The 12,309-nt window shown below is 67.4% G+C and carries 10 protein-coding genes; 8 read left to right on the top strand and 2 right to left on the bottom strand.

Annotation, left to right across the window (positions count from 1 at the left end):
* Positions 1-22 precede the first annotated feature (22 nt).
* A complete protein-coding gene (locus ACDC67_RS13255) occupies positions 23-763 on the bottom strand; it encodes a class I SAM-dependent methyltransferase (protein WP_376693873.1) in 741 nt (246 codons plus the stop codon).
* Between the two features lies 1 nt (position 764).
* Between ACDC67_RS13255 and ACDC67_RS13250 the strand changes: the two genes are divergently transcribed.
* From ACDC67_RS13250 to rsmA, 5 genes are read left to right on the top strand one after another with little or no spacing between them, the layout of a single operon-like run.
* Entirely contained in the window at positions 765-1,793 is a 1,029-nt protein-coding gene (locus tag ACDC67_RS13250) for an aminopeptidase (protein ID WP_376693871.1), read from the top strand.
* 54 nt (positions 1,794-1,847) lie between these two features.
* Entirely contained in the window at positions 1,848-4,016 is a 2,169-nt protein-coding gene (locus ACDC67_RS13245) for an LPS-assembly protein LptD (RefSeq protein ID WP_376693869.1), read from the top strand.
* A gap of 49 nt (positions 4,017-4,065) precedes the next feature.
* A complete protein-coding gene (locus tag ACDC67_RS13240; protein ID WP_376693867.1) occupies positions 4,066-5,331 on the top strand; it encodes a peptidylprolyl isomerase in 1,266 nt (421 codons plus the stop codon).
* Positions 5,332-5,343: 12 nt separating this feature from the next.
* The gene (pdxA, locus tag ACDC67_RS13235; protein ID WP_376693865.1) at positions 5,344-6,327 is read left to right on the top strand and encodes a 4-hydroxythreonine-4-phosphate dehydrogenase PdxA; all 984 of its coding nucleotides are present in this window, start codon (positions 5,344-5,346) and stop codon (positions 6,325-6,327) included.
* Positions 6,324-7,124 (top strand): 16S rRNA (adenine(1518)-N(6)/adenine(1519)-N(6))-dimethyltransferase RsmA, encoded by an 801-nt coding sequence (rsmA, locus tag ACDC67_RS13230; RefSeq protein ID WP_376693863.1) that lies wholly within the window; start codon positions 6,324-6,326, stop codon positions 7,122-7,124. Before pdxA ends, rsmA begins: the two co-directional genes overlap by 4 nt.
* A 56-nt stretch (positions 7,125-7,180) precedes the next feature.
* Here the strand turns inward: rsmA and ACDC67_RS13225 are convergent, their stop codons facing one another.
* Positions 7,181-7,531 carry a DUF2782 domain-containing protein gene (locus ACDC67_RS13225; RefSeq protein WP_376693861.1) on the bottom strand — a complete coding sequence of 117 codons (351 nt, stop codon included), beginning with the start codon at positions 7,529-7,531 and terminating at the stop codon, positions 7,181-7,183.
* Between the two features lie 123 nt (positions 7,532-7,654).
* On the opposite strand from ACDC67_RS13225, the gene ACDC67_RS13220 reads away from it, so the two are divergent.
* The 3 genes from ACDC67_RS13220 to polA are packed head-to-tail and all read left to right on the top strand — an operon-like array spanning position 7,655 to position 12,291.
* Entirely contained in the window at positions 7,655-8,803 is a 1,149-nt protein-coding gene (locus ACDC67_RS13220; protein WP_376693860.1) for a hypothetical protein, read from the top strand.
* Positions 8,800-9,561: an ABC transporter ATP-binding protein gene (locus ACDC67_RS13215; protein ID WP_376693858.1), complete on the top strand. Its 762-nt coding sequence runs from the start codon at positions 8,800-8,802 to the stop codon at positions 9,559-9,561. Before ACDC67_RS13220 ends, ACDC67_RS13215 begins: the two co-directional genes overlap by 4 nt.
* 42 nt (positions 9,562-9,603) lie before the next feature.
* Positions 9,604-12,291, top strand: a complete 2,688-nt coding sequence (gene polA, locus ACDC67_RS13210; protein WP_376693910.1) for a DNA polymerase I — start codon at positions 9,604-9,606, stop codon at positions 12,289-12,291.
* Positions 12,292-12,309 lie beyond the last annotated feature (18 nt).

The following is a 12,309-nucleotide window of genomic DNA, read 5'->3' as shown; positions in this document are numbered from 1 at the left end:
CCGAGCTCGCGAACGGCCAAGCTCAATCTCGTCGGGCGATGACGACCAGGCGCTCGGATTCGAAGTCGTAGGGGCTGCCGTCGTGATCGCCGTGAATACTGTCGATCCGCAGGCCGGCGTCGCGCAGAAGGGCGCTGATCTCGCCGGCTGACCAGACCCGGTGGGAGAACTCATGGTAATGGACCTGGTCGCCGTCGATCAGCATCCACTCGTTCTCCAGGCGGGTCATGTTGTCCACCAGGTCCGGGCGCTCGACCAGGATGCGGCCGTCGTCGTACTCGGTCAGGTGGACCGGCTGCAGGTTGCGACACAAGTATTCGAGACCGACCAGGTCCAGCACCAGGCGCCCGCCGGGCCGGAGGCTCTCGCGGATATTGGTCAGCACGCGTGCATGGTCCGTTTCGTCGGTGAAGTAGCCGAAGCTGGTCCACATGACGATGACGAGATCGAAGGCCCCGGGGCGCGCGAAGCGGCGCATGTCGGCCTCGACGATTTCGATGGGGCGCTCACCGCGCCGCACTTCGAGCTGCTTCAGCAGCGAGGGGCTGGTATCGACGGCGGTGACCGAAAGCCCGGCGTCGGCCAGCGGCAGGGCGTGACGGCCGGGGCCGCTGCCCAGGTCCAGCACGGTCTTCGGTTCCGAGCCGAGCAGGGCGAGCAGCTGCTGGACTTCTTGTGAGCCGCGCGCGAAAGTGTCGGCGTTGAACATCAGCGAGCCGAAATTGCGCCAGAAGTCGTCGTCCAGATACCAGTCGTCGTTCAAGTTGCTGCTCCTGTTGGCGCTGCTGTCGGGGCTGGCCGGCTGTGCCACGGTGGCCTGGTACGGGCAGGCCGCCCGCGGCCAGATCGAGATCCTGGCCAAGCGCGAGGATATCGCAGAACTGATGGAAGATCCGGCCACCTCGCCGCGCCTGCGCGAGCGCCTGGCAACCGTGCTCGATATCCGCGCGTTCGCCATCGAGGTACTGGGCCTGCCCGACAGCCGCAGTTACACGCTCTACGCGGATCTCGAACGAGACGCGCCGTTGTGGAACGTCGTGGCCACGCCGGCGTATTCGATCGAGCCCGAAACCTGGTGTTACCCGCTGGTTGGTTGTCTCGCCTACCGCGGTTTTTTCCGGCGCGAGCGCGCCGAGGCCCTGGCCGTGGCGCTGGCGGCCGAGGACCATGACGTGGCGGTGTTCCCGGCCACGGCCTATTCCACCCTGGGCTGGTTTGCCGACCCGGTGCTCGACAGCATGCTCGAGCTGCCCGAGGCGAGCCTGGCGGAACTGATCTTTCACGAGCTGACCCACGAGATGCTGTATGTGAGCGGCGACACGGCGTTCAACGAGGCGCTGGCGACCTTCGTGGGGCGCCTGGGTGCCCGCCGCTGGCTGGCCGAGCGGGGCCAGCCCTCGGCCCTGGCCCGCTGGCGGGACGATCAGGCGCTCGACCGGCAGTTGACCGAGGTGTTGCTGGCCGCGCGCGAGCGCCTGGCCACGGTCTATGAACAAGGCGGCGATGCCGCGCGGCTGGAGGCGGCGAAGCAGCGCGAGTTCGAGCGCCTGCGAGACGATCTTCGCGCGCTGGCCGGCGCGCAGGGCAGTCGGCGCATCGAGGCCTGGGTCGCTCGCGAGATCAACAATGCCCACCTCGCGCTGGTGGCCACCTACGAGTCGGGCGTGGCTGCCTTCGAGTCGCTCTACCGGGGCGAGTGCGAGGCCCGGTTGCCCTGTCTGTACGAGCGTGCCCGGGCGCTGGCCGAGGCCGATCGGGCCGAACGCGCGCAATTTCTCGAGGGCGGCCATTGAACAATTGCGGGGGATGTGCAAACTTAACCGGCTATTTCGTCGACGGAATTCGAATTGTCCTCGCATTACCTGCTGTCTGCAGCGATCGCGCTGGCGCTGGCCCAGGTCACCTCGCCGGCCCATGGCGAGGTGCAGGCGCCCATGGCCTGCCCGCCGCCGGCGCCGCTTCGCATTCCCGAGGTCCCGCCCGGGGCCGAGACGGGCGCGACGGATATCCAGGCCGCGAGTTTCCAGGCGCAGCCGGGTGAGGAGGTTCGCTTTCTCGACGACGTGCGGCTGCAGCAGGGCCAGCAACAGCTCGAAACCGACGAGCTGATCTACGATCCCGCGACCGGCAGCGTGCGTATTCCCGGCTGGCTGCTCTACAGTGGACCGAGGCTCAACGTCGATGCGACCAATGCGACCTACGACACCCGCGGCCGCAGCGGGCGCTTCGAGGCTGCCAGTTACGCGATCCCCGGCACCACGGCGCGCGGATCGGCCGCTTCCGTGATGCTCAGCGACCCCGACCACGCGCGGCTGGAAGGCTTCGACTTCACCACCTGCCCGCCGGAGCAGACGGACTGGCAGCTGAAGGCTTCCAGCGTCGACATGGATCTCGAGCGGGGCGTCGGAACGGCCCGCAACGCCCGGCTGACGTTCAAGGGCTTCCCGCTGCTGTACTCGCCCTGGCTGAGTTTCCCGCTCGACGATCGTCGCAAGAGCGGCTTCCTCTATCCCGGATTCGGCTACTCGGCCGACGACGGCTTCGACGTTTCCGTGCCCTGGTACTGGAACATCGCGCCCAACCAGGACGCCACCCTGACCGCGCGCTGGATCGAAAAGCGCGGCGCCCTGCTCGGGCTGGAGCATCGCTTTCTCACGCCACGGCAGGCCGGTGAATTCCGCATCGACTGGCTGCCCGAGGACCGACGCACCGAGGAGGGCCGCTACTACGGCGAATTCGACTACCGCTACAAGCCCGCTCCCGGCTGGCTGGCGGCGCTCGACCTGCGGCGGGCCAGCGACGACGAGTATTTCATCGATCTCGGCAGCGACCTGCGCGACTCCGCCATCCAGTTCCTGCGTTCTTCGGCCAGCCTGCGTGGATCGGGGCGTTACTGGTCGGTGGAGGTCCAGGCCGACTCGTTCCAGGTGCTCGACGAAAGCGTGGGCCCGACGCGGGAGCCCTACCGCCGCCTGCCGCGTGCCATGGTCGATGTCGATCGCCCGCTGCCCGGACGGTTCCGGTTCTCCCTCGACGGCGAGGCGGTCTACTTTGAACGCGATGTCGGCACCACCGGCGCGCGGGTCGATCTGTTTCCGCGACTGCACTACGACCTGGTGGCGCCGGGATGGCACATCCGTCCCGCTGTCGGCCTGCGCTCGACGGCCTACGAGCTCGACGGGGCCGGTGCTTCGAGCCTGACGCGAACCACGCCGATCGCCACCGTCGATGCCGGCATGGCCTTCGAGCGGGAACTGTCCAGCGGCCGCATCCAGACCCTGGAGCCGAGGCTCTACTACCTCTACGTGCCCTACCGCGACCAGGCCGACTATCCGGATTTCGATACGCGCGAGCTGACCTTCGGCTTCACCCAGCTGTTCCACTACAATCGATTCAGCGGCCCCGACCGCCAGGGTGACGCCAATCAGCTCACGCTGGCCTTGACCTCGCGGCTGCTGGAGGCCGACGACGGGTTCAGCCGACTCGAAGCGAGCGTCGGACAGATCGTCTATTTCCGCGATCTGCGCGTGCAGCTCGACCAGGCCGAGCCGGACCGGCGCTCCCGTTCGGCCACCGTGGCGGAGATGACCTGGCGGCCGGCGCGGCAGCTGGCGCTCAGTGCCGGCCTGCAGTGGGACGACGAGGTCGATGAAACCGAAGTTGCGCGATTCGGTCTCAACTGGCAGGGTCGGGATGCTCGCCAGGTCGCGCTGGGATACCGTTTCCGCCGTGATCGCGTCGACCAGGCGGACATGCGTTTTCGCTACCCGATCAACGATGAGCTCAATCTTATCGGCCGCGTAACGTATTCATTCGAGGAAAATGAGACACTGGAAGTGCTCGGTGGTATCGAGTACGACAGCTGCTGCTGGTCGCTTCGCTTCACGGCCCGGGAATGGGTTCGCGATCGCGAATCGGACAAGCGCACCGCGTTCTTCGTCGAGCTCGAGCTCAAGGGCCTGGGCAGCATCGGCCGAGCGCCCTATCAATTGTTCACCGGCCCGTCCTGGCGGTGACAGGCACGAACATCATTTTCAAGGACACTGATTTGCAATGAAACAGGCAATGATTCGAACCCTCGCCGTCATGATGCTGCTGCCGCTCGCGGCGCTCGCCCAGACCGAGGGCGAGCCCATCGACAGCATCGTCGCGCTGGTCGAGGAAGACGTGATTCTCCAGAGTGAACTCGACCAGGCCATCGACGCCATCGGGCAGCAGGTGCGCGCCCGCGGCGAGAGCATGCCGCCGCGCAACGTCATGGAAGAACAGGTGCTCGAGCGCCTGATCATGCAGCGCCTGCAGGTTCAGCGCGCCGAGCAGACCGGCATCCGGGTGTCCGATTCGGATGTCGACAACGCCCTCAACCGCGTCGCGCAGCAGAACGACCTGCCGCTGTCGCAGCTGCGCCAGGTGCTCGAGCAGGACGGGATCGACTTCGAGGAATTCCGGCGCGAGATTCGCAACGAGATCGTGACCTCCAGGTTGCAGCAGCGCGTGGTCAATTCGATGGACCCGATCAGCGAGACCGAGATCGATATCATGCTCGCTTCCGAGCAGTTCAGCAGCCAGGAATACCTGCTGTCGCAGATCGTCATCTCCGTACCCGACTCGGCCGGCCCGGACGCGGTGCGCGAGGCGCAATCGCGTGCACAGGAGGTGGTTCAGCGGATCGACGACGGCATGGCCTTCGCGGCGGCCGCGATCAGCTATTCCCAGGGGCCGGATGCCCTCGAGGGCGGCGACGTGGGCTGGCGCAACGCCAGCGCCCTGCCGAGCGTGTTTGCCGATGCCGTCGCTGATCTGGAGCCTGGCGAGATCACCGAGCCGCTGCGCACCTCTGCCGGGTTCGTGATTCTCAAGTTGCGCGACGAGCGAGAGCGAAGCGAAGTCATGATCGAGGAGTATCGCGCCCGCCACCTGGTGATCAGCCCTTCGGAACTGGTCTCGCCCGAGAGAGCGCGCGAGCAGATCCAGGACATCAAGCAGCGCATCGAGCAGGGCGAGGACTTCGCCGAGCTGGCGCGCGAGTATTCCAGTGAGCAGTCGACCGCCAACCTCGGCGGCCTGCTGGACTGGTTCCCCGCCGGCGGCTATGGCCAGCCGATCCAGGAGGCCGTCGATTCGCTCGAGCCGGGTGAGGTCAGTGAGCCTTTCCAGAGCCAGCGCGGCTGGCACCTGGTCAAGCTGCTCGACGTTCGCCAGACCGACCGCACCGACGAGGTCCGTCGCTCCGAAGCGCGCGAGATGCTCTCGCAGCAGAAATCCCAGGAAGAGCTGGACCGGTTCATGCGCCAGTTGCGCAGCGAATCGTTCGTCGAAATCCGGCTTTAGACAACGCACGCCATGGCCCTCGAGCAACTGATCCTGACGCCCGGGGAGCCGGCCGGCATCGGACCCGAGCTGGCCTGCCGGGCCGCGGCGCTCGATCCCGGCCTGATCCTGGTCGCCGACCCCGATCTGCTTGATCGCACGATTGCCGATCTCGACCTGGATACGTCGGTGCAGGTGCTCGACTCGATCGAGGCCGGCGCCACTGGCGGCATTCGCTGCCTGCCGGTCAAGCTCGCGCGCCCGGTCGAGCCCGGCAGAACCGACCCGGCCAACGCCGAATACGTGCTCGAGTGCCTTCGCCTGGCCGCCGGCCACTGCATGGCGGGCCGGGTGCACGGCCTGGTCACCGGGCCGGTGCACAAGGGCGTGATCAACGAGGCGGGTGTGGCGTTCAGCGGGCACACCGAGTTCCTCGCCGCGCAGGCCGGGATCGAGCAGGTGGTGATGCTGCTCGCAGCCGGCCGGGTGCGGGTGGCCCTGGCGACCACGCACCTGCCCCTGAAGCAGGTACCCGATGCCATCACGGCCGAGCGCCTGACGCGCACGCTCGAGATCCTTAACGCCGGTCTGCAGCAGCAGTTCGGCCTGGCACGCCCGCGTATCGCCGTGCTCGGGCTCAACCCGCATGCCGGCGAGGGCGGCCACCTCGGTCGCGAGGAAATCGAGATCATCGAGCCGGTGATCGAGCGACTGTCGCCGAAAATGGCCTTGACCGGCCCGCTGCCGGCCGATACCGCCTTCGTGCCCGACCGGCTGCGGGAGTTCGACGCTGTCCTGGCCATGTACCACGACCAGGGTCTGCCGGTGCTCAAGCACGTCGGCTTCGGCCATGCCGTCAACGTGACGCTGGGCCTGCCCTTCATTCGCACCTCGGTCGATCACGGAACCGCGCTGGATGTGGCCGGGACGGGGCGGGCCGACTCCGGCAGCCTCAGCGCCGCCATCAACATGGCGCGCGGCATGCAGCGCCCGACCGGTTCGGGCCGCACTGGATGAAACCGCACCGGCCGCGCAAGCGCTTCGGCCAGCACTTTCTCCACGATGCCGGCATCATCGGCAAACTGGTTTCGGTCATCCGGCCGAAGCAAGCGGATCACATCATCGAGATCGGGCCGGGCGAGGGCGTGCTGACCGGCCCCTTGCTCGACGCTGGCGCGCGGGTGACGGTGATCGAACTCGATCGCGACCTGGCCGCGGCCCTGCCCGAGCGCCTGGGCTTTCCGGAGCGGCTCGAAGTGATCCAGGCCGACGTGCTGGCCGTCGACCTGGCCGCGCTGGCCGGAGCCGGCATGCGCGTGGTCGGCAACCTGCCCTACAACATCTCCACGCCGATCATGTTTCACCTGTTCGGGTGGCGCGACGTGATCACGGACATGCATTTCATGCTGCAAAAGGAAGTCGTCGACCGGCTGGTTGCCGGGCCCGGTTCGAAGCAGTACGGCCGCCTGTCCGTGATGGCGTCCTTTCATTGCCGCATGGAACGACTGTTCAACGTGCCCCCGGGTGCCTTCCGACCGCCGCCGAAAGTCGACTCGGCCATCATCCGCATGATCCCGAAAGCGCTCGACGACAACATGCTGGCCCGCCTGCCGCAGTTAGAAGACGTCGTCCGCCACGCCTTCGGCCAACGCCGCAAAACCCTGCGCAACGCCCTCAAGGGGCTACTGGACGAGAAAGCGATCGAATCCGCCGGCATCGACCCCACGGCTCGGGCCGAGACGGTGCCACTGGAGGGTTTCCTGACTCTGGCCGATCAGCTAACCAGCCAACCAGCTAACCAGCCAACCAGCTAACCAGCCAACCAGCTAACCAGCCAACCAGCCAACCAGCTAACCAGCCAACCAAAAAATCACCATTCGGCGATCTTCCAGTACGCCGGCTTGACCGGATCCATGCCGTCGTGGCGATCGTCCATGACACCGTCGCCGTCGGAATCGACCAGGTAGTACGACGGCCCGCCGTCGAGCGGCGTGACGCGGATCATGTAGACGGACCCGCCGGAAGAGTATTCCTCCACGATCCGGTCGTCCTCGCGCCGGATGACCACCTGCGGCTGGATCTGCTCGTCGGGATCTTGCACCTTCGGTGGCATCGGCTCGCGAATCGGGGGTGGCGGCGGTGCGTCGGACGGCGGCGCCTCGTCCTGGGCCAGGGCCGGCCAGGCCAGAAGCAGGCTCGGAATCAACAGGGCATATCGCATGGTGGGCGGCCTCTTGGCAAGGTGTTGTTCGAGTCTACCAGAGGGCGAGGAATCCGGGCGGCGCACCGGCTTCGTGACGATCGGCACGGGCGACGAGCGCGCCCAAGGCGTAGTCTGGATTGGATGCCCAATTTCAAGATTCTTCCGAGTCCGGCCGATGATCCCGTGCGTGCATCGCGGCGATTCATGCGGGTCAACCTGGTCCGCGATTTCCTGTCCCGGCCGGTCCTGTCGAGCCTTCTGGCCGCTGCATGCCTGGTCGCCCTGGCGCTGGTCGTGGCGTTGCTTGCGGGCGCCCTGGCTCGGCACGCGGACACCCTGTCAGCCTGGCTGACCGATCACGCCGCCGTGTCGGGAGCGGCCGTCTTCCTGCTTTGCCTGGCAAGCCAGGTGCCGCCGACCCGCCGCGAGCTCGATCAGGCGCGGTCGGGTTGGCTGTCCGCCTTGCCGCAGATGCCGCGGGCCATGCACCGCTGGTCGCGTCGGCGTCGCTGGGGGCTGGCCGCGCTCGAGTCGCTTGGTCTGGCGCTGGCGGTCGCCGCGGTTTATCGACACGCTGCTCCGGAAGTGACCTCGACGCCGGTCGCCTGGCTCGTGCCCGTCGGGGCGCCGGTCCTGGCCGCCCTGCTGGCGCCGGGGCTGGCGCGACGGGGCCGCGGAAGCGCTCGATCCTCCGTGTCGCGCGCTCCGGCTGTATCGAGGGCCCGCGACAGCGTTCCGATCCTGACCTACTGGCAATGGGTGCACTACCGGAGCTGCTGCTGGCGAGCCGGCATGCGCTGGTCCTTGGGCTTTCTCATTATCCTGATGCCGGCCGGCGCCTCCGCGCTCCAGGTCGGCATCGCCCTGGTTATCGGACTGTTCTTTCTGCAGCTCATCCAGCTGTGGTCCTCGACCCTGCAGGTCATCTTCCAGGCCAGCAGACTGGTTCGGGCGCTGCCGGTAGCACCCTGGGCCTTCATTCGCCAGGTCTCCGGGCTGCCGCTGATGACCGCTTTGGCCGTCATGCTGGCGGCGGTTCTGGTGCTGGCCGCGGTGGGCCTATCTTTCCCCGGCGCCGTCGTCGCCGGCCTGGGGCTGTTCGGCGTGCTGAGCCTCAACCTGGCCACCGCGCTGGCCTGGCGGCACGAAGCGCGCTTTGCGGGACTGCGCTCGGCGGCCGTCCTGCTGGTCTGGCTGACGTTCTCGCAGAGCGCACCGTTCATGGCGCCGGTTGGCTGGTGCGTGCTGATCGCGTGGCTGCTGCGCCGCGCCGGCAGGGAGGTATCGTGAATCGAATTCTGGAAATCGACGGCCTCTCGGTGGACCTGGGGCGGCGCGAGGTGCTGAGCAACATCGACCTCGTCGTGAAGCCCGGAGCGCGTGCCGCCCTGATCGGTCCCAACGGCAGCGGCAAGAGTACGCTCCTGGCCACCGTGGCGGGGCTCCGCCCCCCGGCGGCCGGCTCCGTTCGAGTCTGCGGCGCCTCGCTCGACTCGCATACCCGCGAGGCCCGGCAGCGACTTGGCTACATGGTGGCCCAGGAGGCGCTGCCCGGCCTGCTCACGCCGCGCCAGTGTCTCGAGTTGTTCTCCAGCAGCCGCGGCTTGCCGGCGGTGCCCGAGGCGACCTGGCAGCAGGCCGAAGACCTGGGCCTGAGCGCCTGGATGGACGAATGGCTGATGGCCTGTTCACTCGGAACCCGGCAGAAAGTCTCGGTCTTGCTGGCCCTGATCGGCCCTCCGCCGTTGATCTTGCTCGACGAACCGCTCAATGCCCTCGACCCCGTCAGCGCACTGGCGCTCAAGCGCTGGCTGAAGAAGCTGAGCGGCGAGCATGGCTGCAGCATCCTGATGGCGACCCACGACCTGGCCGTGGTCGAATCCCTCCATGATCATGTCCTGGTGCTGCTCGAGGGCCGCATCGTGCTCGACTGGGATCGCGAGCGCATGACCCGCGAACTCGCCGGGGGCGAACGGGGGCTGGAAGATCGAATCGTCGAAGTGCTGGCCGGGCAAGCGCCGGGACGCAGCCCCGCCGGCCGGGAGTAGTACCATGTGCGGACTCCTTCAACCGGCTGCGAACTGCTCGTCATGACCCACCCGTTCCAACTCTGCCTCGTCGATGGCTCGTCCTACCTGTACCGGGCGTTTCACGCGCTGCCCAGCCTGACCAGCGGCGACGGTCAGCCCACCGGTGCGATCTTCGGCGTGGCCAACATGGTGCGGCGCATGCTCGAGCACTACGAGCCGGAGTACGTGGCCGTCATCTTCGACGCCCCGGGCAAGACCTTCCGGCACGAGACCTATGCGGACTACAAGGCCACGCGTCCGCCCATGCCGGATGAACTCAGAGGGCAGATCGAGCCGCTGCACGAACTGATCGACGCCATGGGCCTGCCGCGGCTGGTGATCGAGGGCGTCGAGGCCGACGACGTGATCGCCACGCTCACCCGACAGGCTCGGGAGGCCGGCCAGCCGGTGCTGATCTCCTCGGGCGACAAGGACCTGGCCCAGCTCGTCACCGACGGCGTCGTGCTCGAGGACACCATGCAGGACAAGCGCTACGATCCCGGGGCGGTCGAGGAGAAGTTCGGTGTCGGTCCGGAACTCGTCGGCGACCTGCTGGCGCTCGTCGGCGACAGTTCGGACAACATCCCGGGCGTGGACAAGGTCGGGCCCAAGACGGCGGTGAAGTGGCTCAAGGCCTACGGTGATCTCGACGGCGTGATTGAGCACGCCGACGAGATCGGCGGCAAGATCGGCGACAACCTCAGGGGCGGGCTCGACCAGCTCAGGCTCTCGCGCGAGCTGGTCGAACTCGACGATTCGGTCGAGCTCGAGGGCGGCTTCGAAGCGCTCAAGCGCGCCGAGCCCGACCGCGAGCGCATGGTCGAGCTGCTCAAGCGCTTCGGCTTTTCGACCTGGCTCAAGCAGTACAGCGAAGGCGAGGGCGAACACGGCGGCGCGGGCGGGGAACTCGAGGTCGAGACGGTGACCACCAAAAAGCAGCTCGAAGCCCTGGTCGAGGCCCTGCAGTCGGCCGAGCTGATCGCCTTCGACACCGAGACCACCAGCCTGGAACCGCTCGACGCCGACCTGGTGGGCTTTTCCTTCGCCGTCGAGGCGGGCAAGGCCTGGTACGTGCCGCTGGCGCACGCCGACCAGAACAACGAGTTCAGCGCCGAGGAAGCCATCGAGGCCCTGCGCGGCATCATCGAGGACGAGGAGCGGCCCAAGGTCGGCCAGCACCTGAAATACGACCTCAACGTGCTCGAACGCGCCGGCATTCGGCTCGGGGGCATCCGGCACGACACCATGCTCGAGTCCTACACCTACCACTCCTCGGGCACGCGCCACGACATGGACTCCCTGGCCACGCGCTATCTGGGCCGCCAGACGACGTCCTATGAAGCGGTGGCCGGCAAGGGCAAGAGCCAGGTGACCTTCGACCAGGTGCCGGTCGCCACCGCCGCCGAATACGCCGGCGAGGACGCCGAAGTGACCCTGGCGCTGCACGAGCACCTGTGGCCGAAGCTCGAGAAGCTCGAGGGGCCCAGCCGCGTCTACCGCGAGCTGGAGATTCCGCTCATCCCGGTTCTGGCGCGCATGGAGCGCACCGGCGTGGCGCTGGACGCCGATGTGCTGGTCAAGCAGAGCCGCGAGCTCGAAAAGCGTCTCGACCAGCTGGTCGATGCGGCCTTCGAAGAGGCCGGCCGGGAATTCAACCTGGGCTCGCCCAAGCAGCTGCAGGAAATCCTGTTCGACCAGCTCGGCCTGCCGGTCAAGCGCAAGACGCCCAAGGGGCAGCCTTCCACGGCCGAAGACGTGTTGCAGGAACTGGCCATCGAAGGCCACGAGCTGCCCAAGCTGATCCTCGAGCATCGCGGCCTGGCCAAGCTCAAGAACACCTACACCGACCGCCTGCCCGAGCGGATCCATGCCCGCACCGGACGCATCCACACCCACTACCACCAGGCGGTCGCCGCGACCGGCCGGCTGTCCTCGACCGACCCCAACCTGCAGAACATTCCGATCCGCACGCCCGAGGGGCGGCGCATCCGCAAGGCCTTTATCGCGCCCGAGGGCACGGTGCTGCTGGCCGCCGACTACTCGCAGATCGAGCTTCGCATCATGGCGCATCTGTCGGGCGACGAGCGCCTGCTCGCCGCCTTTGCCGACGGCGAGGACATTCACCGCGCCACGGCCGCCGAGGTGTTCGGCCTGGCCGTCGACGACGTCGACGACAACCGGCGACGCGCGGCCAAGGCGATCAATTTCGGCCTGATGTACGGCATGAGCGCCTGGGGCCTGTCGCGCCAGCTCGAGTTGCCCCGCAACGAGGCGCAGGAATACATCGACCGCTATTTCGACCGCTACACCGGCGTGCGCGACTTCATGGAAGACATTCGCCAGCGCGCCCGCGAACAGGGCTACGTGGAAACCCTGTTCGGGCGACGCCTGTGGGCCGACGAGATTCGCTCACGCAACGGGCAGCGCCGCCAGGCGGCCGAGCGCGCGGCCATCAACGCCCCCATGCAGGGCACGGCGGCCGACATCATCAAGCGCGCCATGATCGACGTCGACGACTGGATCCAGGGCGAGGACGTGCCCGCCCGGCTGGTCATGCAGGTGCACGACGAACTCATACTGGAAGTCGATGAACAGGCGCTGGAATCGGTACGCCGGGGGGTCGTCGAGCGCATGCAGAATGCCGCGAAACTCGACGTTGAATTGCTGGTCGAAGCCAATAGCGGGCCTGATTGGGAAGCCGCTCACTAAACCACTGATTTTAAAGGG

Source organism: Wenzhouxiangella indolica, assembly GCF_042310355.1.
GTDB lineage: Bacteria > Pseudomonadota > Gammaproteobacteria > Xanthomonadales > Wenzhouxiangellaceae > Wenzhouxiangella.
The sequence above is the reverse complement of the archived record's forward strand: the minus strand, read 5'-3'. Positions and strand labels throughout refer to the sequence as shown.